Annotated in this window: 22 protein-coding genes; 9 read left to right on the top strand and 13 right to left on the bottom strand. The window is 73.1% G+C overall.

What is annotated here, in order from left to right; translation table 11 throughout:
- Positions 1-19 precede the first annotated feature (19 nt).
- Complete coding sequence (locus GGQ83_RS03955) at positions 20-844, top strand: tellurite resistance TerB family protein (RefSeq protein WP_184382281.1); 825 nt, start codon at positions 20-22, stop codon at positions 842-844.
- 47 nt (positions 845-891) lie between these two features.
- Here GGQ83_RS03955 and GGQ83_RS03950 read toward each other — a convergent pair whose 3' ends face one another.
- The 3 genes from GGQ83_RS03950 to tpiA are packed head-to-tail and all read right to left on the bottom strand — an operon-like array spanning position 892 to position 3,445.
- A complete protein-coding gene (locus GGQ83_RS03950; RefSeq protein ID WP_184382280.1) occupies positions 892-1,533 on the bottom strand; it encodes a histidine phosphatase family protein in 642 nt (213 codons plus the stop codon).
- A 38-nt stretch (positions 1,534-1,571) separates the two neighbouring features.
- Positions 1,572-2,696 (bottom strand): phosphoserine transaminase, encoded by a 1,125-nt coding sequence (locus GGQ83_RS03945; RefSeq protein ID WP_184382279.1) that lies wholly within the window; start codon positions 2,694-2,696, stop codon positions 1,572-1,574.
- Between the two features lie 11 nt (positions 2,697-2,707).
- On the bottom strand, positions 2,708-3,445 hold the full coding sequence (gene tpiA, locus GGQ83_RS03940; RefSeq protein WP_184382939.1) for a triose-phosphate isomerase: 738 nt from the start codon (positions 3,443-3,445) through the stop codon (positions 2,708-2,710).
- 94 nt (positions 3,446-3,539) lie between these two features.
- Between tpiA and GGQ83_RS03935 the strand changes: the two genes are divergently transcribed.
- A complete protein-coding gene (locus GGQ83_RS03935) occupies positions 3,540-5,441 on the top strand; it encodes a peptidylprolyl isomerase (RefSeq protein ID WP_184382278.1) in 1,902 nt (633 codons plus the stop codon).
- Positions 5,438-6,937, top strand: a complete 1,500-nt coding sequence (trpE, locus tag GGQ83_RS03930) for an anthranilate synthase component I (protein ID WP_184382277.1) — start codon at positions 5,438-5,440, stop codon at positions 6,935-6,937. Before GGQ83_RS03935 ends, trpE begins: the two co-directional genes overlap by 4 nt.
- A 111-nt stretch (positions 6,938-7,048) precedes the next feature.
- On the opposite strand, the gene gshB is transcribed toward trpE, so the two are convergent.
- From gshB to GGQ83_RS03915, 3 genes are read right to left on the bottom strand one after another with little or no spacing between them, the layout of a single operon-like run.
- Positions 7,049-7,999, bottom strand: a complete 951-nt coding sequence (gshB, locus tag GGQ83_RS03925) for a glutathione synthase (RefSeq protein WP_456315208.1) — start codon at positions 7,997-7,999, stop codon at positions 7,049-7,051.
- A 40-nt stretch (positions 8,000-8,039) separates the two neighbouring features.
- Positions 8,040-9,560, bottom strand: coding sequence for a 2,3-bisphosphoglycerate-independent phosphoglycerate mutase (gene gpmI / locus GGQ83_RS03920; RefSeq protein WP_184382275.1), 1,521 nt, complete (start codon positions 9,558-9,560; stop codon positions 8,040-8,042).
- Positions 9,561-9,610: 50 nt separating this feature from the next.
- A complete protein-coding gene (locus tag GGQ83_RS03915; RefSeq protein ID WP_184382274.1) occupies positions 9,611-10,123 on the bottom strand; it encodes a TetR/AcrR family transcriptional regulator in 513 nt (170 codons plus the stop codon).
- Positions 10,124-10,174: 51 nt separating this feature from the next.
- On the opposite strand from GGQ83_RS03915, the gene GGQ83_RS03910 reads away from it, so the two are divergent.
- Positions 10,175-10,534 (top strand): DUF2306 domain-containing protein, encoded by a 360-nt coding sequence (locus tag GGQ83_RS03910; protein ID WP_184382273.1) that lies wholly within the window; start codon positions 10,175-10,177, stop codon positions 10,532-10,534.
- Here GGQ83_RS03910 and GGQ83_RS03905 read toward each other — a convergent pair.
- The 6 genes from GGQ83_RS03905 to GGQ83_RS03880 all read right to left on the bottom strand — a co-directional run bounded on the left by GGQ83_RS03905 (position 10,513) and on the right by GGQ83_RS03880 (position 16,010).
- Positions 10,513-11,379: an ion transporter gene (locus GGQ83_RS03905; RefSeq protein WP_184382272.1), complete on the bottom strand. Its 867-nt coding sequence runs from the start codon at positions 11,377-11,379 to the stop codon at positions 10,513-10,515. The genes GGQ83_RS03910 and GGQ83_RS03905 overlap by 22 nt on opposite strands.
- 160 nt (positions 11,380-11,539) lie before the next feature.
- A complete protein-coding gene (locus GGQ83_RS03900; protein WP_184382271.1) occupies positions 11,540-12,214 on the bottom strand; it encodes an NnrU family protein in 675 nt (224 codons plus the stop codon).
- Positions 12,215-12,229: 15 nt separating this feature from the next.
- Positions 12,230-12,694: a 23S rRNA (pseudouridine(1915)-N(3))-methyltransferase RlmH gene (locus GGQ83_RS03895; protein WP_242535013.1), complete on the bottom strand. Its 465-nt coding sequence runs from the start codon at positions 12,692-12,694 to the stop codon at positions 12,230-12,232.
- Complete coding sequence (rsfS, locus tag GGQ83_RS03890) at positions 12,691-13,065, bottom strand: ribosome silencing factor (RefSeq protein ID WP_184382937.1); 375 nt, start codon at positions 13,063-13,065, stop codon at positions 12,691-12,693. The genes GGQ83_RS03895 and rsfS overlap by 4 nt, the downstream gene beginning before the upstream one ends.
- A 910-nt stretch (positions 13,066-13,975) precedes the next feature.
- Complete coding sequence (locus GGQ83_RS03885; protein WP_184382270.1) at positions 13,976-14,617, bottom strand: nicotinate-nucleotide adenylyltransferase; 642 nt, start codon at positions 14,615-14,617, stop codon at positions 13,976-13,978.
- 103 nt (positions 14,618-14,720) lie between these two features.
- A complete protein-coding gene (locus tag GGQ83_RS03880; RefSeq protein WP_184382269.1) occupies positions 14,721-16,010 on the bottom strand; it encodes a glutamate-5-semialdehyde dehydrogenase in 1,290 nt (429 codons plus the stop codon).
- 296 nt (positions 16,011-16,306) lie between these two features.
- On the opposite strand from GGQ83_RS03880, the gene GGQ83_RS03875 reads away from it, so the two are divergent.
- Positions 16,307-17,659: a transglycosylase SLT domain-containing protein gene (locus GGQ83_RS03875; RefSeq protein ID WP_242535014.1), complete on the top strand. Its 1,353-nt coding sequence runs from the start codon at positions 16,307-16,309 to the stop codon at positions 17,657-17,659.
- Between the two features lie 18 nt (positions 17,660-17,677).
- On the opposite strand, the gene GGQ83_RS03870 is transcribed toward GGQ83_RS03875, so the two are convergent.
- Entirely contained in the window at positions 17,678-19,051 is a 1,374-nt protein-coding gene (locus tag GGQ83_RS03870; protein ID WP_184382267.1) for a bifunctional heptose 7-phosphate kinase/heptose 1-phosphate adenyltransferase, read from the bottom strand.
- A gap of 222 nt (positions 19,052-19,273) precedes the next feature.
- Here GGQ83_RS03870 and GGQ83_RS03865 point away from each other — a divergent pair, with 222 nt between their 5' ends.
- The 4 genes from GGQ83_RS03865 to GGQ83_RS03850 are packed head-to-tail and all read left to right on the top strand — an operon-like array spanning position 19,274 to position 22,974.
- Entirely contained in the window at positions 19,274-20,197 is a 924-nt protein-coding gene (locus GGQ83_RS03865; RefSeq protein ID WP_184382266.1) for a hypothetical protein, read from the top strand.
- Positions 20,194-21,351, top strand: a complete 1,158-nt coding sequence (locus GGQ83_RS03860) for a hypothetical protein (RefSeq protein WP_184382265.1) — start codon at positions 20,194-20,196, stop codon at positions 21,349-21,351. The genes GGQ83_RS03865 and GGQ83_RS03860 overlap by 4 nt, the downstream gene beginning before the upstream one ends.
- 40 nt (positions 21,352-21,391) lie before the next feature.
- Entirely contained in the window at positions 21,392-22,174 is a 783-nt protein-coding gene (locus tag GGQ83_RS03855) for an ABC transporter ATP-binding protein (RefSeq protein ID WP_375781503.1), read from the top strand.
- The gene (locus tag GGQ83_RS03850; RefSeq protein WP_184382263.1) at positions 22,171-22,974 is read left to right on the top strand and encodes an ABC transporter permease; all 804 of its coding nucleotides are present in this window, start codon (positions 22,171-22,173) and stop codon (positions 22,972-22,974) included. The genes GGQ83_RS03855 and GGQ83_RS03850 overlap by 4 nt, the downstream gene beginning before the upstream one ends.
- The last annotated feature ends 3 nt before the right edge of the window (positions 22,975-22,977 follow it).

Genomic DNA, 22,977 nt, shown 5'->3' with positions numbered 1-22,977 from the left:
CAGGGCCATCTGCGCCGCCATGATGGATCCGAAGTCGCTGCTCGAACAATTCCTGGGAAGGGGCGGCACCGCGCACGGCGGCAGCCCCTGGCAGCTCCCGCCCGGCAAGCCGCCGGCAAAGGCGCAGTCGCCCTGGCCCGCGCAATGGCCGAGCGCCCCTCCGCAGACCAAGCCCGCCCCGCAAGGCCAGGGCAGCCTGACCGACCGTGCGCGGGACCTGCTGGCCGGCGCCGGGCCTGGCGGGGCGGCGCTGGGCGGGCTGGCCGCCGGTGGCCTGCTGGGCACGCTGTTCGGCGGCAAGCGCGGCGCGGCCCGCAGCGTGCTGACCCATGGCGGGGCGGCGGCGCTGGGCGCGCTGGCCTATCGCGCCTGGCAGAACTGGCAGGCGGGGCAGCAGCCGGCCTCGGCGCCCCCGGCCGCGCCGCCCGATGCCGCGGCCGACACCGCCTTCATCCCTGGTGCCACCGAGGCCGCGGCGGGCGAGCCCTTCGAGCTTTCCCTCATCCGCGCCATGGTCGGCGCCGCCCAGGCCGATGGGCATATCGACGCCGCCGAACGGTCGAAGATCTTCGAGCAGGTGGAGCGTTCCTCGCTGGATCCCGCCGCCAAGGGCTTCGTCTTCACCCTGCTGAACCAGCGCATCGGCGTGGAGGAGGTGGCCGCCGCCGCCAATTCGCCCGAGCAGGCGGCGGAACTCTGGCTGGCCTCGCGCCTCGCCATGGACCCCGACCAGCCGGCCGAGCGCGTCTATCTGGACGCGCTGGCCCACCGCCTCGGCATTCCGGCCGAGTTGGTGGCGCATCTGGAGCGCCAGGTGGTGGCGGCCGCTTCAGCCTCGACCTGAAGCGGCCGATTCACGCCTTCGGCGATCCCGCCGAAGGCGATCGGACGCTAGCAGGCATGAAACCCGCCCCCGGGGATGGGGGCGAATTCCACGATGCCGTGCAGGCGGAAGCCCTCCGGCCCCAGGGGTTCCACCACCAGCGCGCCGCCCTCCGGGAAGGCGCGCCCGGCCACCGGGTCGCCCATGATCATGATGGGGGGCGTGCGGTGGCCCACCAGCACGCGGTTCACCCCCGGCGGCGGGATTTCGGCCAGCAGGCGGCGGTGCTGGTCCAGCACCCAGGACAGGCGCGGGCCGGAATAGTCATCGGCCAGCAGCTCGTCCGTCACCACCACGTTCTCCGCGCCGAAGGCATGCTCCGCCGTGTCGCGCGCGCGATAGACGGGGCCGGCCAGCACGGGCAGCGCCACCGGCACGCCCAGTTCGCGCAGCCTTGCGCCGATGCGGGCCGATTGCGCGCGCCCGCGCGGGGAGATGTTGCGCTGCCCGCCGCGGTCGCCCACGCGGTAGCTGCGGTCACAGGGTTCGCCGGCGGTATCGGCGTGGCGGAAGAACAGGGTGTGGCCGCCCGCGCGTAGCCGGGCCAGCAGGGGCGCGGCCTCCGGCGAAGTGGCCTCCAGCGGCGACAGGCGCTGGGCCAGGGCCGGGGTTGCGAAGAACAGGGCGGGCAGGGCGCGGCGGACGATCATGCCCGGCAGATGGGGCCGCCCTGCCCTGTCCGGAAGGTTCAGCCGCGCTTGGCGGCACCCCAGGCCGCGTCCAGCCAGGGCAGGACCGCCGCCACGTCCGAGGCCTCCACCGTGGCCCCGCACCACAGGCGCAGCCCCGGCGGCGCATCGCGGTAATGGGCGGCGTCCAGCGCCACGCCCTCGGCCTCCAGATAGGTCACCATTCGCTGCGCGATCTCGGCCTGGTGGTCAGGCGCCAGGTCGCGGAAGCGCAGGCAGATGGAGGTGCAGGAGCGCGTGGCGGGGTCCTCGGCCAGGAATTCCGCCCATTTGCTGCGCGCCACCCAGTCGGCCACCAGCTTGAGGTTGCCCTCGGCCCGCGCCACCAGCCCCTTCAGGCCGCCCACGCTCTCCGCCCAGCGCAGCCCGTCCAAAGCATCCTCCACGCAGAGCATGGAGGGGGTGTTGATGGTGTCCCCCTTGAAGATGCCCTCGATCAGCTTCCCGCCCTTGGTGAGACGAAACACCTTGGGCAACGGCCAGGGCGGGGTGTGGCTTTCCAGCCGCGCCACGGCGCGGGGCGAGAGGGCCAGCATGCCATGCGCGGCCTCGCCCCCCAGCACCTTCTGCCAGGACCAGGTGACGACATCGAGCTTGTCCCAGGGCAGTTCCATGGCGAAGGCGGCGGAGGTGGCGTCGCAGATGGCCAGCCCCTCGCGGTCGGGCGCAATCCAGTCGCCATCCGTAAGCCGCACGCCGGAGGTGGTGCCGTTCCAGACGAAGACGCAGTCCCGCGCCCAGTCCACGGCGCCGAGGTCCGGCAGCTTCCCGTAGGGCGCCTTCAGCAGCCGCACATCGGGCAGCTTCAGGGCCTGGGTGATGTCATTGGCCCATTCGGCGGAAAAGCTCTCCCAAGCCAGCACATCCACCCCGCGCGGCCCCAGCAGGGACCACAGCGCCATCTCGACCGCCCCCGTGTCCGAGGCCGGCACGATGCCCAGCCGCCAATCCGCCGGCATGCCGAGGATGGCGCGGGAGCGTTCGATCACCTCCGCCATGCGCGCGCGGGAGGCGGGGGCGCGGTGGCTGCGGCCCAGCAGCGCCCCCTCCAGCGCGGACAGCGAGAAGCCCGGCCGCTTCGCGCAGGGGCCGGAGGAGAAATGCGGGCGTTCGGGCTTCAGCATGGGCGGGATTCTCAGACGGGAGCGGCGCGGGCGATGGCCAGGAAATCCTCGGCGACGAGGCTCGCCCCCCCCACCAGGGCGCCATCCACCTCGGGCAGGGCCAGGATGGGCTTGGCGTTGGAAGGCTTCACCGAGCCGCCATAGAGCAGCCGCGTGGCGCGGGCGGCGGGGCCGAAGCGTTCCACCAGGGCCGCGCGCATGGTGGCGTGGATGGCAGCGATGTCGTCCTCGGTGGGGGTGCGGCCGGTGCCGATGGCCCAGACGGGCTCATAGGCCACGATGCCGCCGGCGGTCACGAAGCCATAGGGCACCGAGCCCTCCAGTTGGCCGCGCACCACCGATTCGGCCAGCCCACCCAGGCGCTCGGCCTCCGTCTCGCCCACGCAGACGATGGGAATGAGGCCCGCGGCCAGCGCCGCCTTGGTCTTGGCCAGCACGGCGGCGTCATTCTCCGCGTGGTCGGCCCGGCGCTCGGAATGGCCCAGGATGACATGGGTGGCGCCCACGTCGCGCAGCATGGCGGCACTCACATCGCCGGTATGGGCCCCCTTGCCGGCGGCGTGGCAATCCTGCCCGCCCACCGCGACGCGCCCGCCCAGCAGCACCACCGACACGGTATGCAGGTGCGGGAAGGGCGGGCAGACCAGCAGGTCCACGCCCTCCACCCCCTCGCGCACCGCCTCGGCGAGGCGCGCGGCCTCACGCACGGTCCCGTGCATCTTCCAGTTGCCGGCGATGAGGGGACGAATCCCTTGGGTCATGGGCGGGCTTCCTTCTTTGCGGGGGAGGGATAGCCGAGGCGGATGTTTGGCAACAGCCCGTGGGCGCGCTATGCGCGCGGACATGATCACCTTCATGCGCCGGCTGGCCGCGACCTGGGCCGCCAAGCTCCTCTTCATCCTCCTCATCCTGTCCTTCGCGGTCTGGGGGATCGAGGACATGATCCGCGGCATCGGGCGCGATGACAGCGTGGCCCGCGTCTCGGGCCAGGCCATCGAGGCGCCCGAGGCGCAGGAGGCGGCGCGGCGCGAGCTGCAGCGCATCAGCCGCGCGCTCCAGGGCCGCTTCGAGCCGGACGCCGCCATGCGCCGCGCCGTGGCCGAGCAGGTGGTGGAGGGCCTGGTCCTCGACCGCGTGCTGCAGCAGGAGGCGGCGCGGATGGGCGTGGTGGTGCCCGATGACGCGGTGCGGGACTACGTCTTCCGCATCCCGGGCTTCCAGGGGGCGGATGGGCGCTTCTCGCGCGAGGTCTTCAACAGCTTCCTGCGCAACAACGACATGAGCGAGGCCTTCTTCCTGGGCCTGCTCCGCACCGACCTGGCGCGGCAGCAGATGTCGGGCGCGGTGCGGGCGGGCGCCGCCCTGCCGGAGACGGCCGGGCGCCGCCTGCTGGGCTGGTCGCTGGAACGCCGCAGCGTGACGCTGGTGGAACTGCCCTTCGCCCAGGCCCCCGAGCCCGAGGCGCCCACCGAGGCGCAGCTCGCCCGCTTCCACGAGAACAACCCTGCCGCCTTCTCCACCCCGGAGTACCGCGACGTCAGCGTCATCACCATGAACGCCGAGCGGCTGATGGCCGCGGTGGAAGTGACCGAGCGCGAGATCGAGGATGCCTACGCCGCCGCCCGCGAACGCTTCGAGGTGGCCGAGCGCCGGCGCATCCAGCAGGTGATCGTGCAGGAGGAGGCGCAGGCCCGCACCCTGGCCGAGGCCTGGGCGGCCGCCCCTGACTTCGCCACCTTCCAGGCCGCCGCCCGCGCCGAGGGCGCCGCCGCCAGTGAATTGCCCCCGACCACCCAGGCGGAACTGCCCATCGCCACCCTGGGCGATGCCGCTTTCGCGCTGGCGCCCGATACCATCTCGCCCCCCATCCAGTCGCCCTTCGGCTGGCATGTGCTGCGGGTGGTGGAGGTGACGCCGCCCAGCCGGCGCGAACTGGCCGAGGTGCGCGACGAACTCCGCAACGAGATCGCGGCCGAGCGCGCGGCCGACCTCGCCTTCGAGCGCGCCAACCGCATCGAGGACGCGCTGGCCGGCCGGGTGGGCCTGGCCGACATCGCCCAACGCTATGACCTGGCCTATGCCCGCGTGCGGATGGATGCGAGCGGCCTGACGCCCGAGGGCCAGCCTGCCGAGCTTCCCGTGGCCGATGCGGCGCGCGAGGCCGCCGTGCGCGCCATCTTCGCCCAGGCGCCGAACGCCGATGTGCGGCTCCAGGAAGGCGATTGGGGCTTCATGGCGGTGCAGGTGAACGAGGTGATCGCCCCGGCGCTGCGCCCGCTCGACCAGGTGCGCGAGGATGTGGTGGCGGCCTTCATGGCCGATGCCCGCCGCCGCGCCCAGGATGCGCGCGCCGCCGCCCTGCTGGCCGCGGTGCGGGGCGGGCAGACGCTCACCGCCGCCGCGGCGGCCGAGGGCATCACCGCCGAGGAACTCGGGCCCTTCGGGCGCGAGCCCGGCGGCGGCAACCCCATGCCGCGCGACCTGCTGGCGCCCGCCTTCGAACTGGCCCCGCAGGGCGTGACCATGGTGGAGCTGCCGCAATCCTTCGCCGTGATGCAGATGACGGGCGTGACGCCGGCCGACCTGACGGGGCAGGAGCAGCCCATCGCGGCCGTCCGCGCCACCGGCGCCCAGCGCATGGCCGACGACATCGAGGTGCAGTACCAGGCGGCGCTGCGGGCGCGGGCCGATGTGCGGATCAACCCGCGCATGATGGACCGCGTGGCGGGGAATTCCCTGCCATGAGCGGCCCGGACAGCGCCTTCCGCGACGCTTATGCGCGCGGCGAGAACCAGCTTCTCTGGCGCGAGCGCGTGGCGGATTTGGAGACGCCCGTCGGCGTGTTCCTGAAGCTGGCGCATGGCAAGCCGCATTCCTTCCTGCTGGAGAGCGTGGAGGGCGGGGCGGCACGCGGCCGCTTCTCGGCGGTGGGCATGGCGCCGGACCTCGTCTGGCGATGCCGGGATGGCGTGGCCGAGTGCAACACCCAGGCCCTCTCGGCTCCCCACGCCTTCGTGCCGGAGGAAGCGCCACCGCTGGAGGCCCTGCGCGCGCGCGTGGCGGCGCTGCGGATGCCCCTGCCGCCCGGCATCCCGCCCATCGCGGCCGGGCTGTTCGGCTATCTGGGCTATGACATGGTGCGGCTGATGGAGCGGCTGCCCAGCACCAACCCCGATGTGCTGGGCATCCCCGACGCCATCATGATCCGCCCCACGCTGGTGGCCGTCTTCGACCATGTGCGCGACGCCCTGACGCTGGCCACGCCCGTCTGGGCCGAGGCGGGCGGGAATGCAGAATCCGCCTGGGCCGAGGCGCAGGCGCGGCTGGACGAGGCCGAGGCCGCCCTGGCCCGCCCCCTTCCCCGCCCCGCCCCGCCCGCGAAGCTGGCGCCGCAGCCCGCGCCCGTCTCGAACTTCACGCCCGAGGGCTACATGGCGGCGGTGGAGCGCGCCCGCGAATACATCCGCGCGGGCGACGCGTTCCAGATCGTGCCCTCGCAGCGCTTCACGGCGCCCTTCGCGCTGCCGCCCTTCGCGCTGTATCGGGCGCTGCGGCGGATCAACCCGGCACCCTATCTGTTCTTCTTCGACCATGGCGGCTTCGCGGTGGTGGGTGCCTCGCCGGAAATCCTGGTCAGCGCCAAGGATGGCGAGGTGACGATCCGCCCGCTGGCCGGCACGCGCCGCCGCGGCGCCACGCCCGAGGAAGACGCCGCGCTGGAAGCGGAACTGCTGGCCGATCCGAAGGAGCGCGCGGAGCACCTGATGCTGCTCGACCTCGGGCGCAATGATGTGGGGCGGGTGGCTTCCATCGGCTCCGTGCGCGTCACGGCGCAGTTCCGCATCGAGCGCTACAGCCAGGTGATGCACATCGCCTCCGAGGTGCGCGGGCGGCTGCGGCCGGGGCTTTCGGCGCTGGACGCGTTGCAGGCGGGTTTCCCGGCCGGCACGCTGTCGGGCGCGCCCAAGGTGCGCGCCATGGAGATCATCGAGGAGCTGGAGCCGTCACGCCGCGGCCTCTATGCCGGGGGCGTCGGGTATTTCGGCGTGGACGGCAACATGGACATCTGCATCGCGCTGCGCACCGCACTGGTGAAGGAAGGCAGCCTGCACGTCCAGGCCGGCGCCGGCGTGGTGGCCGACAGCGACGCGCGGGCCGAGCATGAGGAATGCATCGCCAAGGCCCGCGCCCTGTTCCGCGCGGCGGAGGAGGCGGTGAGGTTCGCGGCGGGGGGCGGGTAGGCGCCGTCCGATCGTCGCTGGTGCAGTCAGCGGCGTAAATCGGCCGGGCGATCACGTCCGATCGTCCCGGCGCAGCCGGCGGCGTAATTCGGCCGGGCGAAAAACCCCCGCTTACCGGCGTTTTTCCTCGATCGCGTCCCAGATGGCGCGTTCCAGGTGGATGCCGTCGAACCGCGCGAGTTCCTGCAAGCCGGTGGGCGAGGTGACGTTGATCTCGGTGAGATAGCCGCCGATCACGTCGATGCCCACGAAGATCATCCCGCGCTTCTTCAGCTCCGGCCCGATGCGCGCGCAGATCTCGCGCTCGCGGTCGGTGAGTTGCGTGGGTTCGGCGCGACCGCCGACATGCATGTTGCTGCGCGCCTCGCCCTCGGCCGGCACGCGGTTGATGGCGCCCATCGCCACGCCGTCGATCAGGATCACGCGCTTGTCGCCCAGGCGCACGGCGGGCAGGTATTGCTGCACCACCAGCGGCTCGCGCGAGCGTTCGGTGAACATCTCGACCAGCGAGTTCAGGTTGGGGTCGTCGGGCCGCAGGTGGAACACGCCCGCGCCGCCATTGCCGAACAGCGGCTTGACGATGATGTCGCCGTGCTTGGCGCGGAACTTCGCGATCTGGCGCGTGTCGGCCGTCACCAGCGTCTCGGGCATCAGCTCCGGGAAATGCGTGACGAACAGCTTTTCCGGCGCGTTGCGAACCTGGGCGGGGTCGTTCACCACCAGCGTCCTGGGGTGGATGTGCTCCAGGATGTGCGTGGCCGTGATGTAGGCCATGTCGAAGGGCGGGTCCTGGCGCATCAGCACCACGTCCACGTCGCGCGCCAGGTCCAATTCCACAGCTTCGCCAAAGGTGAAGTGGTTGCCCTTCTCGCGCCGCACCGTGACGGGATGCGCCTGCGCCAGCACGCGGCCGGCGTTCAGCGACAAATGGCGCACATGGTAGTGCCAGAGCGTGTGGCCGCGCGCCTGGGCTTCCAGCATCATGGCGAAGGTGCTGTCGCCATCAATGTTGATGCTCTCGATCGGGTCCATCTGGACGGCGACGCGCAGCGCCATGGTCAAGCTCCTTATTGGTTCCTGTGATGTGCCACGCGCGGGCGCGTCAGGCCAGCAGGCTGCGCCCCGTCATGGCGGCGGGCTGGGGCAGGCCCATCAGCGCCAGCAGCGTGGGCGCGATGTCGCCGAGGCGCCCCTCTCGCAGCACCGCCCCCTCGGGCCCGCCCATCAGCAGCACGGGCACGGGGTTGGTGGTGTGGGAGGTGTGCGGGCCGTCATTGGCCGGGTCGCGCATCAGTTCCGCATTGCCATGGTCCGCCGTCACCATCAGGGCGCCACCCTGGGCGCGGACGGCGTCCGCGATGGCACCCAGGCCCCGGTCCACCGCCTCGCAGGCGCGGATGGCGGCACTCAGGCTGCCGGTGTGGCCCACCATGTCGGCATTGGCGAAGTTTAGCACGATGAGTTCATGCGCGCCGGAGGCGATGGCCTCCACCGCCTTGGCCGTCAGTTCCGGTGCGCTCATCTCGGGCTGCAGGTCATAGGTCGCCACCTTGGGCGAGGGCACCATGATGCGCGTCTCGCCGTCGAAGGCCACCTCTTCGCCGCCATTCAGGAAGTAGGTGACGTGGGGGTATTTCTCCGTCTCGGCCATGTGCAGCTGGGTGCGGCCGGCGGCACTCACCACGGCGCCCAGGATGTCCTCCATGGATTGCGGCGGGAAGATCGTGCCGATCAGCGGGTTCAACTCACGGGAGTATTCCACGAGGCCCAGGGCGGCGGCGAAGCGCGGCGCGCGGGGACGGGCGAAGCCCGTGAAGGCCGGGTCCAGCAGGGCGGCGAGAATTTGCCGCACCCGGTCGGCCCGAAAATTGAAGCAGAGAATGCCATCGCCATCCGCCATGCCCGTGTGGCCGGGCAGGACGGAGGCGGGCAGGAATTCGTCGTGCTTGTCGGCGGCGTAGCAGGCGCGGATGGCGGCGTCGGCGCTCTCGGCCTGGTTGCCTTCGGCCAGGACCATGGCGCGCCAGGCCTGCTCCACCCGCTCCCAGCGGTGGTCGCGGTCCATGGCGAAGTAGCGGCCGGTGATGGTGGCGATGCGCGCGTGTTTCAGTGCGCCGAATTCCTGCGCCACCACCGCCAGCGAATCCCCCGCCGCGCGCGGCGCGGTGTCGCGCCCATCCGTCCAGGCGTGCAGGGCCACGGGGATGCCCGCCTCGTCCAGGAGGCGCGCGAGTGCCAGCGCATGGCGCTGGTGCGAATGCACCCCGCCCGCCGAGATCAGGCCGACAAGATGGGCCGTGCCGCCGCCCGCCTTCATGCGCGCGATGAAGTCGGCAAGCGGGGGCATCGCACCCAGGCTGCCATCGGCGATGGCGGCATCAATGCGCGGCAGATCCTGCATCACCACCCGGCCGGCACCGATGTTCAGGTGCCCGACCTCGCTATTGCCCATCTGGCCGGGCGGGAGGCCCACATCGAGGCCCGAGGTCCGGAGGTGATTGCGCGGGCAGGCGGCCCAGAGCGCGTCGAAATTCGGCGTGCGGGCCAGCGCCACCGCATTGTCCACACTCTCGGCGCGATGGCCCCAGCCATCCAGGATCACCAGCATCACGGGCTTGGTCATGCGCAACTCCCTCTCCGCGCCCAAGGCCTTACGGCGGAACGGGCGGGCTGTCAGCCGGGGGGGTTGAGCAGGCGGGTGATGAGGCCCTCCTCCGCCGGCAGCGCGCCGTCCAGCATCAGATGCGCCAGGCCATGCACCAGGCCCCAGGCGCGCAGGGCGGCATCGGGCGAGGGCGCGGCCGCGTAGAGCCCCGCAAGTGCCGCGTCCGAGGCCTGGGCCAGCGGCGGGTGCTGCTTCGACCGTTGAAGCAGGGGGCCGAACATCAGCCGGAAACGGCCTGGCCGGGCGAGAGCGAAGCGGAGGTAGGCGGGCCCCATCTCGGCCAGCGGCCGCCCGCCCAGGGCCGCGCCGAATTCCGCGAAGTGGCGCGCGGCCAGCGCGGCCAGCAGCGCCTCCTTGTCCGCGAAGTGGCGATAGGCGGCGGTGGGGGAGACGCCGGCCATCCGCGCCACCTCGCGCAGCGACACAGCGCCATCGCCGCCCTGGTCCAGCAGCGTGTCGGCGGCGTCGAGCAGGGCGGCGCGCAGGTCTCCGTGGTGATAGGGCTTTTCCGATGTTGACACCGATCACATTCCCGCTATGTTCACATCGTCAACATAAGGGGTCTGGGCGTCATGTCCATGCTGCAAGTGCATCTTTGGTCCTCGCTGCTGGCGGCGGCGCTCATTCTCTCGGTGCTGGTGCTGCCCAAGGGGACGGCGCGGCACCGGCTGGCGGGGAGGGTCGCCGTTGGGGCCTGGGCGCTGGCGGCGGCCTCCTCCTTCGGGTTGCCGGCCTGGGGGCACCTGACCCCCATCCACGCGCTGACGCTGCTGACGCTGGTGATGCTGCCGCTGGGCATCCGCTATGCCCGGCAGGGGCGCATCGCGGCGCACCGCACCACCATGCTGGCGACGGCCGGCGGGTTGCTGACGGCCGGCATCTTCGCCACCGTCATCCCCGGCCGCTACCTCTATGGCGTGGTCTTCGGCTGAGCCTCCCGCAGGGCCGCCACCTCGGCCCGCAGCGCGCGGATTTCGCGCAGCAGGGCGTGCTGCTCTTCCTCCAACTCGCGGGTATGGGCGTCGGCAGCCACGGCGGCCGGGTCGCTCGCCTCGCGCTGCTTCCGCAGCGTCTGGATGCTGTCCACGATCACGCCGATGAACAGGTTCAGCACCACGAAGGTCGCGATCAGGATGAAGGGCACGAAGAACATCCAGGCCAGCGGCTGCTGCGCCAGGATGGGCCGCACATTGGCCTCGGACCAGGATTCCAGCGTCATCATCTGGAACAGGGTGTAGAGGCTTGAGCCCAGCGAGCCGAAGCGGTCGGGCAGGATCTCGCCATAGAGCTTCGTCGCCATCACCGCGAAGACGTAGAAGATCAGCCCCATCAGCATGACGATGGAGCCCATGCCCGGCAGGGCGTGCAGCATCGCCTCGACCACCAGGCGCATGCTGGGCACCACCGAGATGAGGCGCAGCACGCGCAGGATTCGCAGCGCCCGCAGCACCGACAGCGGCCCCGTGGCCGGCAGCCAGGCGATGGTGATGATGGCCAGGTCGAACAGTCCCCAGGGGTCGCGGAAGAAGCGGCCGCGGAAGGCGTAGATGCGCAGCGCCACCTCGGCCGTGAAGATCACCAGCAGCGCCCGGTCCAGCACCGCCAGCACCCCGCCCCATCGCGCCGAGATGGTCTCGCTGGTCTCCAGCCCCAGCGTCACGGCGTTGAACAGGATCAGCCCGATCACGATCTTCTGGAACAGCGGCTCCATGACCAGACGCGCGGCGCGCGCGCGCAGGTCGCTGCCGGAATCGGCGCTGGTGAGGGCTTCCTGCATGTGGGGCAATGTCCTGTTGGTGCGCGCATGGAATGGGCGCGCGCCGCGCCAGGATCAAGCCCCTGGAGCAGGCCGCGTCCACACAGCCTGCTCCAGCCGTTTCTGGAAGGCGGGGTTCAGCGTTTTCGGCGAGCCCGCCTCAACGCACCCCGCCCCGGGGTCAGAGGGGAACGGCCGGATAGCTGAACAGCCAGGGATGGGCGATGAGGAAAACCAGCCACGCCACCGCCCCCCCGGCCCAGACGAGGACCGGGATTTCCGCCGGCACCAACCGGTTCCGCCCCGCCAGGATGGCGCCGAAGGGGATGATGGAGGTGACGGGGCCGAGCCGCGCCCACATCTCCGGGCTCCGCGCCGCCACCTTCCGGTCAATGGAGGGCATGCCCACCAGCGCCGTCACCAGGAATGCGCCGAAGAAGAAGACGCCGCCCAGGCTGCCCTTGGCGACCAGGTGGACCAGCCCCCACAGCGCGAAGGACCACAGCATGGGGTGGCGGGTGATGCGCTGGATGCCGCGCGGCTCGGGCGTGGTCAGCTTGCCGCCCACCACGGTGGGGTTGGGCGTGGCGACCGAGGCCACGAACAGCACGAAGGCCGGCAGCATCAGCAGCGCCAGCACCCAGCGCAGCCAGTCCGGCGTGAGCCACAGCCCCACATAGGGCGCCGCGCCCCAGGCCTGCACCAGGAGGATGATGGCGCCCACCGACAGCAGCGAATAGCCGATGGTGAAGGGCAACTCCCCCACCCGCGCCACGATGCGCGCCCGCGCCACCGTGCCCGCGATGCCGAAATGCACCCCCACCCAGAGGCAGGAGGCCAGAATCAGGAGGAACATGCTCATCCGCGCAGCTTAGGCGGGTCTCCACCTGCGGTGGTAGGGATGATTCGCGCGGATGCATTGGGCGCGGAACAGCTGCTCGGCCAGCAGGGCCCGCACCAGCAGATGCGGCCAGGTGAGCGGCCCCAGCGACAGCACATGCTCGGCCCGCGCGGTGACGGCGCCATCCAGCCCCTCGGCGCCGCCGATGGCGAAGGCGATGGGGCGGGCCGCCTGTTCCCAACGTTCGGTCAGCGCGGCCAGCGCCTCGGAGGTCGGCGCGGGGCCACCCAGGTCCAGCGCCACCAGCAGGCCATTGGCCGGCAGCACGGCCAGCAGCGCCGTGCCCTCACGCGCGCGGATTTCGCCCGCGCTGCCGCGCGCCTCGGGCAGTTCCACAAGGTCGAGCGGCGGGCGCAGCCGGGCGTTGTATTGCGCGAAGAGCGCGCCCTCCGCGCCCGACTTGAACCGGCCGATGGCCAGCAGCCGCGCCTTCAAATGGGCGATTGCTCGCCGGGTGCCGCTTCGCCCAGCGGGCTGTCGGGGCCCCACATCTTCTCCAGGTCATAGGCCTGGCGCGCTTCGGGCTTGAACAGATGGATGACGAGGTCGCCCGCGTCGATCAGCACCCAGTCCTCGCTGCCCTGGATGGCGTCGCGCTTCAGGCGCAGGCCTTCCTTGCCCAGGTTTTCCACGAGGTGCGTGGCCATCGCCTCGATCTGCCGCTCCACGAGGCCGGTGGCGATCACCATGCGGTCGGTGAAGCTGGCGCGGCCGGTGACGTCGAGCACGACCACATCCTCGGCCTTGTCATCCTCCAGGCTCTTCACCGCGACGGCGACCAGCGCGGCCAGGCGGTCGCGGTCCATCGGCACGCGCTTGCCCGCCTTGCGGCGCGGGGCGATGGGGCGGGGCTTGGCGGCGGCGTCGGGCTTGGTCTCGCCGGAGGCGCGCTTGGACGTCGCGCTGGAGGCGCGCGGGGCTGAAGCCGCGCCGGAGGTGCGCGGGGCGGCCGTTCCGGAGGAAGAGCGCTTGGGTGACGCAGCGCTGGAAGCGCGCGAGGCGGCACCAGTGGCACGCGGCTTCACCGTTCCGGCGGCAGCGCGCGGCGTCGCGGCCGAGGTGCCGCGCGGCGTGGCGCGCACATTGGCCGTGGTGCTGCGCTTGGCCGGCGTGGGCTCGGGCGGCGCGGCACGGCGACGTGGGGCGGGCTTGGCGCCCGGCGTCGCGGCGGCGCGCCGGGCGGGAGCCGGCGCTTCGGCGCGGCCACGGCGGGCGGGGCTGGCCTCGGCCGGGGCGGCACGCTTGCGCGCGGGCGCCTGTGCCTCGGACCGCGCGGCGCGGGGCGCGGCGGCGGCGGCGCGGGGGGCCTTCCCGGCGGCCGGGGCGCGGGTCGGCGTCGCCTTGCCGCCGGCGCGAGGCTTGGTGTCGCCGCCATCCCGGGTGGCGGTCGGCCGGGCCGCGCCACGCGGGGCCGACGGCTTTGCCGCGCCTCGCGGGGCTGCCGTCCTGGCACCGCCACGCGGGGCGACCGGCGTGGCACCACCACGCGGGGCGACCGGCTTGGCATCGCCGCGCGGCGCCGCCTTCTTCGAGGCGTCCCGCTGCGGGGCCTTCGCGGCGTGCCGCGGGGGGGCCTTCGCGGCGTCCCGCGGGGGAGCCTTCGCCGCCGCCTCGCGCACCGGGGGCTTGGCCCGGGTGCTGGGCTTCGCCGTCCGGGCCGCGGGCTTGCGGGCGGGCTTCTTCGTGTCGTCGGGTGTCCGCGCCATGTCCTGAACTCTAGCTCCTCGCCCCCGCGCGGATCGCGGTGGCGGAAATGGATCGCTCGGCGGCCGGGATGAAGCACCATGCCCCCTCCCCCGCTTGCAGCAACCCGTCCTGTGGGGTCAACGCCAAAAGCCCGCCGGCGTCGCGGCGGGTGTGGCGCAGCACGCTGGCCGCGCGCCCACGCAGCGCCATCCGGCTGTAGCCCGGACGCGGCAGGACCGCCAGCGCCGTTTGGCGCGCGATCTCCCGCCAGCGGCGCCAGCGCGGCAATTGCAGCAGGTTGTCCGCGCCCAGCACCAGCACGAAGGCCACGCGGCGAAAGCGCGCACGCAGCAGCGCCAGGGTGCGGAAGGTGTAGCGCGAGCCCAGGCGGGCCTCGATATCGGTCGCGATCACGCGCACGCCATCGGCCACGCGGCGCGCGCTGGCCAGGCGTTCGGCGAAGGGGGCCATGCCGGCGCGGGGTTTCAGCGGATTGCCGGGCGAGACCAGCATCCACACCTGGTCCAGCCGCAGCGCCCGCAGCGCCACCTCCGCCACGTGGCGGTGCCCGGCATGGGCCGGGTTGAAGCTGCCGCCCAGCAGGCCGATCCGCGCGCGGCGCCCATCGCCGGCCGGGCCGGGGGCGGCGCGCGTGGGGTGCGCGGGCGTCATGGTGGCGTTCCTCACCCGCACAGCCTACCGGTCGGCACGCGGAAGGGAAGCGCGTTCAGCCCCGCACCTTTTCACCCACGTACCTGTTCACCCACGTACTTGTTCACCCACGCACTTGGCCCGTGCCCACCACCCGGTAGCGATAGGTGCAGAGCTGCTCCAGCCCCACCGGGCCGCGCGCGTGCATGCGGCCGGTGGCGATGCCGATCTCGGCGCCGAAGCCGAACTCGCCGCCGTCGCAGAACTGGGTGGAGGCGTTCCACAGGCCCACCGCGCTGTCGATGCCGGACAGGAAGGCCTCGGCGGCGGCCGCGTCCTCGGTGATGATGGCCTCGGTGTGCTCGCTGCCGAAGCGGCGGATGTGGGCCAGCGCGCCCTCCACCCCATCCACCACGGCGATGCTGAGCATCGCGTCCAGCCATTCCGTCGCGAAGTCTTCATCCGTGGCGGCGGGAAGCTCGGGGCAGATGGCGCGGGCGCGGTCATCGGCGCGGAAGCCGCAGCCCTTGGCCGCGAGGTCCGCCACCAGAAGCGGCAGCAGGGTCGGTGCCACGGCGGCGTCCACCAGCAGCGTCTCGGTGGCGCCGCAGACGCCGGTGCGGCGCAGCTTGGCATCGAGCAGCACGGTGCGGGCCATGGCGTGATCGGCGGCCGCATGGATGAAGGTGTGGCAGAGCCCCTCGGCATGGGCCAGCACGGGCACCCGCGCCTCCTCCAGCACCCGCGTCACCAGCCCCTTGCCGCCGCGCGGGATGATGAGGTCCACGAAGCCCGAACCCCGCAGCATGGCGCCCACGAAGGCGCGGTCCTGGGTGGGGGCGAGCTGGATCACATCCTCGGGCAGCCCGACCTCCGCCAGGCCCGCGCGCAGGCAGGCGGCGATGGCGCGGGCGGAATGGGCGCTCTCGCTGCCGCCGCGCAGGATCACGGCGGAACCGGCCTTGAGGCAGAGCGCCCCGGCATCCGCCGTCACGTTGGGGCGGCTCTCGAAGATCATGCCGATGACGCCGAGCGGCTGGGCCACGCGGGTGAAGCGCAGCCCGTTGGGGCGCGTCCATTCGGCCAGCACGCGGCCCACGGGGTCGGGCAGGGCGGCGACTTCCTCCAGCCCCTTCGCCATGGCCTCGATTCGGGCGGGGTTCAGCACCAGCCGGTCGCGGAAGGCGGGCGTGAGGCCGGGCGCGGCGTCGAGGTCGGCCGCATTGGCGGCGAGGATGGCCGCGCTCTCCGCCCGCAGCCGCGCCGCCGCCGCGCGCAGGGCCGCATCCTTCACCGGGCTTGGCGCGCGCGCGACGGTCGCGGCGGCGGCGCGGGCGGCGCGGCCGGCGGTGTCGAACAGGCGGGCGGCATCATCGGTGACGGCGTTCACGGGACCCTCATCTTTCGCGCGCATCCATGGCAGGCGCGCCACACCTTGTCGGGTGTCGCGACCGTTACGGCAAGGCTTTGCTTGCGCGGGGCTGGCTTGCGGGCATAGTGTCCGCGCGCCGGCGCTTGGCCGGCCAGGGTGGAAGCCCAGGCCGACCGGACGCTGGAAACTATGTCCGCATGGGGCACCGCCCCGCGTTGGACACTCGTAATCTTGCCGCTTTCCGCGCGTGCCATGGGGGTGGCGGTGTCGGGGGGCCGGGGTGAAGCCCGGGACGGCAAGGCCGATTGGGGGAGTTTTCGGGGATGGTCTTTCAACCCATGGCACGCGCTCGACGCCTGTCCGCGCCGGTATTGGCGCTGGCCGCGCTGGGCGTGCTGGCGGCCTGCGGGTCGCAGCAGCAGGCGCGCACGCCGGCTGCGACGTCCACGCAGATCCGCAGCACCACGCCGCCCGGCCCGCCCGGCGACCCCTGGGGCCCCTGGATCCGCGAGGCATCGGCCCGCTTCGACGTGCCCGAGGCCTGGATCCGCGAGGTGATGCGCCAGGAATCCGGCGGCCGCGCGCATGTCACCTCCCGCGCCGGCGCCATGGGGCTGATGCAGGTGATGCCGGCCACCTATCGCGAACTGCAGGCCCGCCACGGGCTGGGGGATGACCCCTACCACCCCTATGACAGCATCATGGCCGGCACCGCCTATCTCCGGCAGATGTATGACCTCTTCGGCTCGCCCGCCTTCCTGGCCGCCTACAATGCGGGGCCGGGCCGGCTGGAGGGCTTCCTCTACAACCGCCGCGGCCTGCCGCCCGAGACGCGCAACTATGTCGCCCGCGTGGGCCCCGGCGTGATTCGCCACAGCCCGAGCCGGCGCGCGCCCTCCGAGATCTACGCCGCCGCCGAAATCCCGCTGCAGGTGCCGCCTGGCCCGCGCCGGATGGACGCCGCCACGCGCCTCGCCCTCGCCGAGCAGCGCCAGATCCGCGAGCAGGGCGCCATGTTTGCCAGCCGCACGCCCGCCCCGGCGCCCGCGCCCGCCGCGGCGCCGCCGGTGGTGCTGGCCTCGGCGCCGGCCCCCGCGCCGGTGATTTCGCCCAGCGGCGGACGGGTGCTGCCCGATGGGCGCATCGTCGTCGCCGCCATGGACCCCATCCCCGACGGCTCCACGCCCGAGGGCGCGGCGCGCCTGGCCGAGTCGCAGGGCGCGCTGCCGCCGCTGTCGGACTCCACGCCGCCGCAACTGCCGGTGGCCGCCGCACCGGCGCGCGGCCTCGGCTTGATCGGCACGGCCCAGGCCAGCACCCTGCCGGCGAGCTTCCGCCAGGCGCCGCGCCCGGCCAGCGCCCTCGTCGCCCCCGTCCTGGCGGCGCCGACCCGCACCGCGTCCACCCTTGCAGCGCCCACCCGCGCCACGCCCGTGGCGATGGCCCGCCCCTCCGCGCCGGCCGCGAGCTGGGGTGTGCAGGTGGGTGCCTTCCGCTCGCCCGAGCAGGCGCGCCGTGCGGCCGCGAACGCCCAGACCCAGGCGCGCAGCGGCGGCATGGTGCAGGTGATGGCGGTGCAGGTGTCACAGGGCACGCTGTTCCGCGCGCGCATCACGGGGCTGAACCAGGCCGCCGCGCAGCAGGCCTGCGCGCGGCTCAGCGGCGGCTGCGCGGTGGTCGCACCGGAGTAAGGAAAATGGCTGCCGGGTTCAGCCCGGCAGCTTCACCTGGCCGCCCCATTCGCTGAGCAGGGCGGTCAGGCGCGGATCGGCATCCGAGGCCATCACCACATCGGGGCGCAGCAGGCGCAGCGTGTCCTCATGGCCGGCCCCGGCGCCCACGGCCACCAGGTCCACCTCCGGCCGCTCGGCCATCTCGCCAGCCCAGATGCTCTCATCCTCGACGCCCACCAGCAGGCGGTCGCACCAGCGGCGCGCCTCCTGCGTGATGGTCTGCGGACAGGGGCTGCCATTGGCGGGCAGGAAGCCGATGCGCCAGCCGCGATGGCGCCAGCGCTCGATCACCTCGACGGCCAATGGCAGGGAGACCAGCTTGCGGGCCGCGCCCCGGCCGGGGGTCAGCCCCTCCAGCAGCTCATCGGTGCGGACTACCGCGATGCCGGATTTCCGGCTGACGATGCCGAGCGAGAGCGCCGCCAGCCGCGCGCAGCCCGCGAGCGACAGCCCCGAGGCCAGCCCCGCCGCCACCGCCGCCACCACCGCATCCCCGCCGCCGGCGGGGTCATGCACCTCGGAGGCCTCGGCGCGGAAATGGCGCACCGTCTCGCTGCCATCGGCCTCCACCTGCAACAGCGTCAGCCCGTCCGGCACGCGGGGCACCAGCACCGCGCCGAAGCCGTGCTTGCGGCTGAGGATGGAGGCGGCGATGGCCGCACTCGTCTCGTCCGTCACGGCCATGCCGGTCTCGCCCGCCAGCTCGGCCGGTTCGGGCATGATGAGGTCGGCGCCGGCGAAGCGCGCATGGTCGCCGCCCTTGGGGTCCACCACCACGCGGCGCCCGGAGGCGCGGGCGGCGGCGATGAGCCGCGCGGGGATATCGCCCGCCAGCACGCCCTTGCCATAGTCCGACAGGACCACGGTGCTGGTGGCCGCCACCGCGTCGGTCGCGATCTTCACCAGGCGGTCGGCCAGGCGGGGGTGGATGGGCTGGGCCTCCTCGCGGTCGGCGCGCAGCATGTGCTGCCCGCCGGCCAGGAAGCGCGTCTTGGTGGTGGTGGTGCGGCCGCCCTGCACCAGCAGCCAGGGCTCCACCCGCAACTGCCCGCCGATGAGGCCCGTGAGGTCGCTGCCCGCCGCGTCGTCGCCCACCAGGGAGACGAAGGCGACGGCCGCCCCCAGCGCGGTCAGATTGCGCACCACATTCCCCGCGCCGCCCGGAAGCGCCACCTCGCGGTCAATGTTCAGGACGGGCACCGGGGCCTCGGGGCTGACGCGGCTCACCGTGCCGAAGATGTAGCGGTCCACCATGGCGTCGCCCACCACCAGCACGGCGGTGCGGGAGAGGTTGTTCACGGCCTCCGCCAGCTCGGCGGGGCTGACCGCATCGCGTCCGGCTTGGGACATCGGGTCAAAAACCATGGATTTTCCTAACCCGCCGGGAGGTGGCAGCGCAACATATAGTGACGAAACATGTCCGCCGGGCGGCGGCACGTTTCCTTAACGACTTTCGCAGACAAAGGGTGCGGGCAGAAGGCCCGCGCGACGGATGAGCCGCCGCGCCACCGACGGGGCATCCACCATGGCGCCACCGAAATCCGGGCGCGACGCCCACCGCGCGTCGCTGCCATGAAACCCGCCATCAGCGATGTGCGGGCGACGCTGCGCGCCCTGCCGCCGGACAGCCTGGTGCTGGCCATGCCCGACCTGCCCGACCCGATGGCGCGGCGCATCGCCCTCGCCTTCCTGGAGGACGCGGCGGCGCAGGGGGGTGGCCATGTCATGCCATGGCCGCGCGCGCAGTTGCTGCTGGGGGCCGCGCCCGGCGCCGCCGCCAGGGCCGGCGAGGCGCTTCACCGGCTCATCGGCGCCCGCCCCACCACCTGGACCCTGCCCAGCGAGGCCGCCGAGCTGGACGACTGGCTGGACCGGCTGCCCGCCCCCGCGCCCCAGCCCACGACCCTTGTGGCGCTGGAGGCGCATTGCGCCGCCCTGCCGATGGAGGAGGTCGCGCGGCTCACCTTCTTCGCCGAGGGGCCGGACCCCCGGGCGGTGGCGCAGCGGCTGGCGCCGGCCGACCTGCCCCTGGAAGATCCCGATTTGCGCGCCCAGGCGCGCGCCCTGCTCTGCCGCCGCGTGCTGGCGGCGCTGACGGACCCTGCGCTGCGGGGCCGGCTGCCAGCCATGCGCCCCGGGCTGCGCCTTCTTCTGGACCTGCCGCTGGCAGGCTTGCCGGGCGGGCGGATGGTGGGCGGTGGCAGGGGCGGGCGCGACGCCCCCATCGCGCTGCTGCCGCTGGCCGCCCTGGCGGAGCCGCGCTTTCCCGCCCTCGCGCAGGGGCTGGCGGCGGCGGGCTGGCACACGGGCTTCGTCAGCAAGGATGCGGAGGCGGCGGGGCTGCTCGTGGGCGGCGGATATGTGCTGGCCGCCCCGCCACCCGCGGCGCCGCCAGCCCTGCCACCCCTGGGGGATGCGCCGCGCTTCATCGCCCTCGGCCGCGACATCCCCGCCTGGTGCCGCGCGCCGGGCCTGTTGTGGGAGGTGCCGGCATGAGCATGGCCCTGAGCGGCCCCGAGGTCGGGCCCCAGGCCGAGGCGCTGGCCCTGGCCGCCCTGGTGCGCGACTGCGTGACCTCGGGCGTCGAGCGGCGGGCGTTGCATCTGCGCCTCTCCGCCCTGCCCGAGGCGCTGCGCGAAACCCGGCACCGCCAGATGATCGACGAGGTGCTGGCCCCGGTCATGCGCCCCACCCGCGCCCGCCGCTTCGAACTGCCGGGCGGGGACCTCGTCATCGTCTCGCCCCCGCCCGGCCAGCACCTGGAGGAGGTGCACGCCGCCCTCTCCCGCCTGCTGCCGGAGGCGACGGACGGGCCGCTCTCCACCACGATGCGCCTGCCGGCGGAGGGGGCGCGGCTGCTCTCCGTGGTCGAGGGCGCGATGGGGCTGGTTCTGCAACGCGAATCGGCCTCCCCCACCGACGTCCTGCCGCTGCCCTCCGCCACCGAGCTGGAGGCCGCGTTGCGCGCCCTGGCGACGGCGGACCTCGCCGCCGCGCTCCGCAACCACCCCATCTGGCGCCTGGGCGATGGCCAGGCCACGCCCACCCCGCTCTGGACCGAGACGCGCGTCCACCTGCCGGACCTGATGGAGCGGCTGCTGCCGGGCGCCTCGCTGGCGGGCGCGCCGGCGCTGGGGCGCCTGTTCCGCCGCGCGGCGGAGCGCCGCCTGCTGGCCGAGCTCGCCCGGCCGCAGGTGGCCCGCGCCATGGACCCGGCCTGCCTGCCGCTGAGCCTCGGTTCCGTGACGGAGACCGAGGGGCTGCGCTTCGACGCCGCGCTGGGGCCCGCGGGGCGGGAGCAGCTCGTGATCTGCGTGCCGCTCTCCGACGTGCTGGCCGACCCCGCGGGGGCGGCGCTGGCCGCACGGCTGGCGCGGGAACGCGGCTGGACCCTCGGCCTGGATGAGCTGGAGCCATGGCACCTCGCGCGGATGGACCTGCGTGCGCTCGACCCCGGGCTGATCCGGCTGCGTTTCCGGGCCGAATGGCTGGCGGGCAGCGTGGCCGAACGCGCCGCCCTCGACGCGAGCCTGCCCAGGGACCGCGATCGGGTGGTGCTGATGGGCGCCGATGCGCCGGTGGCCATTGCCTGGGCCTGGCAGCGCGGCATCACGGCCTTCATGGGAAAGGTCCTGGACGCGCGGCGTTGACCTGCGCGGCAAGCATGCCCCAAGGGGGAGGGCTGGGGGTGTGCTGGCGCGCGTGCGGGGGCATATCTGGGGGGTGACCCATGCCCTCGTCGTCGAAAACCTCGTCAAGCGCTATGCCCCCGGCCGCCCCCCGGCCGTGGATGGGTTGAGCTTTACCCTCACAGCCGGCACCACGCTCGGCCTGCTGGGGGGCAATGGGGCGGGCAAGACCACCACCATTGCCATGCTGCTGGGGCTGCTTCTGCCGACATCCGGCCGGGTGGTGGCGCTGGGGCATGACATGGCGACGGACCGCTTCGCCGCCCTGGCGCGGATGAATTTTTCGTCCCCCTATATCTCCCTGCCGCACAAGCTTTCGGTGCGCGAGAACCTGAAGGTCTATGGGCATCTCTACGACGTGCGCGGGCTGGATGCGCGCATCGCCCGCCTCGCCGAGGAATTGCAGCTGACCGACTTCATCGACCGCCCGGCGGGCGACCTCTCCGCCGGGCAGAAGACGCGCGTCGCCTTGGCCAAGGCGCTGATCAACACGCCCGCTTTGCTGCTGCTGGACGAGCCCACCGCCAGCCTCGACCCCGACACCGGCGACTGGGTCCGCACCCGGCTGGAGCGCTACCGGGACGAAACGGGCTGCGCCATCCTGCTGGCCAGCCACAACATGGCCGAGGTGGAGCGTCTCTGCGGCCATGTGCTGATGCTCAAGCAGGGGCGCGTGGTGGACCAGGGCAGCCCGAACGACCTCATCGCCCGCTATGGCCGCGACGACCTGGAGCAGGTGTTCCTGGACATCGCCCGCGGCACCCGCGCGGAGGCCCTGGCATGAACGCCGCCTCGCTGCGCCGCGTCTGGGGGCTGGTCTACCGGCACCTGGCGCTGTTCCGGCGCTCGCCGCCGCGCATCATCGAGCTGATGTACTGGCCCGCGCTGCAGATGGTGGTCTGGGGCTTCGTCACCGCCTACCTGGCCGGCTTGCAGAATGACGTGACCACCATCGCGGCCGGCGTGCTGATCGGCGGCGTGCTGCTGTGGGAGGCGGCGCTGCGGAGCCAGATGGGCTTCTCCATCTCCTTCCTGGAGGAGATCTGGTCGCGCAACCTCGGCCACATCTTCGTCTCGCCCATCCGGCCCGCCGAGATGGTGGCGGCGCTGATGACCATGAGCCTGCTGCGCGCCATGGTGGGCGTGATCCCGGCCATGGGGCTCGCTTTCCTACTCTACGCCTTCAACATCTTCGCCATGGGGCCGGTGCTGGTGGCCTTCTTCGCCGCGCTGATCCTGATGGGCTGGGCGGTGGCGCTGGGCGTGACATCGCTGATCCTGCGCTATGGCGCGGGGGCGGAGGCGCTGGCCTGGTCGGTGCTGTTCGGCATCACGCCCTTCGCCTGCGTGTTCTATCCGGTGGCGGTGCTGCCGGTGTGGTTGCAGCCCGTGGCGCTCATCCTGCCGGCGGCGCATGTGTTCGAGGGGATGCGCGCGGCGCTGACCCAGGGCGTCATCGCCTGGGACCACCTGGCGGCCGCCTATGCCCTGAACCTCATCTGGCTCGCGGGCATGGCGGCGCTGTTCATGGGGCAGTTGCGCGGCGCACGGGTGCGGGGCGCGTTGCTGAACATCGGCGAGTGAGCC

This window comes from Roseococcus suduntuyensis, assembly GCF_014196305.1.
GTDB lineage: Bacteria > Pseudomonadota > Alphaproteobacteria > Acetobacterales > Acetobacteraceae > Roseococcus > Roseococcus suduntuyensis.
This window is presented reverse-complemented; position numbering and strand designations above follow the sequence as displayed.

Coding starts and splice junctions, on each gene's coding strand:
- GGQ83_RS03955 (WP_184382281.1), top strand. CDS start 20: ATGATGGATCCGAAGTCGCTGCTCGAACAATTCCTGGGAAGGGGCGGC.
- GGQ83_RS03950 (WP_184382280.1), bottom strand. CDS start 1,533: ATGATCGTCCGCCGCGCCCTGCCCGCCCTGTTCTTCGCAACCCCGGCC.
- GGQ83_RS03945 (WP_184382279.1), bottom strand. CDS start 2,696: ATGCTGAAGCCCGAACGCCCGCATTTCTCCTCCGGCCCCTGCGCGAAG.
- GGQ83_RS03935 (WP_184382278.1), top strand. CDS start 3,540: ATGATCACCTTCATGCGCCGGCTGGCCGCGACCTGGGCCGCCAAGCTC.
- trpE (WP_184382277.1), top strand. CDS start 5,438: ATGAGCGGCCCGGACAGCGCCTTCCGCGACGCTTATGCGCGCGGCGAG.
- gpmI (WP_184382275.1), bottom strand. CDS start 9,560: ATGACCAAGCCCGTGATGCTGGTGATCCTGGATGGCTGGGGCCATCGC.
- GGQ83_RS03910 (WP_184382273.1), top strand. CDS start 10,175: ATGTCCATGCTGCAAGTGCATCTTTGGTCCTCGCTGCTGGCGGCGGCG.
- GGQ83_RS03905 (WP_184382272.1), bottom strand. CDS start 11,379: ATGCAGGAAGCCCTCACCAGCGCCGATTCCGGCAGCGACCTGCGCGCG.
- GGQ83_RS03900 (WP_184382271.1), bottom strand. CDS start 12,214: ATGTTCCTCCTGATTCTGGCCTCCTGCCTCTGGGTGGGGGTGCATTTC.
- rsfS (WP_184382937.1), bottom strand. CDS start 13,065: ATGGACCGCGACCGCCTGGCCGCGCTGGTCGCCGTCGCGGTGAAGAGC.
- GGQ83_RS03885 (WP_184382270.1), bottom strand. CDS start 14,617: ATGACGCCCGCGCACCCCACGCGCGCCGCCCCCGGCCCGGCCGGCGAT.
- GGQ83_RS03880 (WP_184382269.1), bottom strand. CDS start 16,010: ATGCGCGCGAAAGATGAGGGTCCCGTGAACGCCGTCACCGATGATGCC.
- GGQ83_RS03875 (WP_242535014.1), top strand. CDS start 16,307: ATGGCACGCGCTCGACGCCTGTCCGCGCCGGTATTGGCGCTGGCCGCG.
- GGQ83_RS03870 (WP_184382267.1), bottom strand. CDS start 19,051: ATGTCCCAAGCCGGACGCGATGCGGTCAGCCCCGCCGAGCTGGCGGAG.
- GGQ83_RS03865 (WP_184382266.1), top strand. CDS start 19,274: ATGAAACCCGCCATCAGCGATGTGCGGGCGACGCTGCGCGCCCTGCCG.
- GGQ83_RS03860 (WP_184382265.1), top strand. CDS start 20,194: ATGAGCATGGCCCTGAGCGGCCCCGAGGTCGGGCCCCAGGCCGAGGCG.
- GGQ83_RS03850 (WP_184382263.1), top strand. CDS start 22,171: ATGAACGCCGCCTCGCTGCGCCGCGTCTGGGGGCTGGTCTACCGGCAC.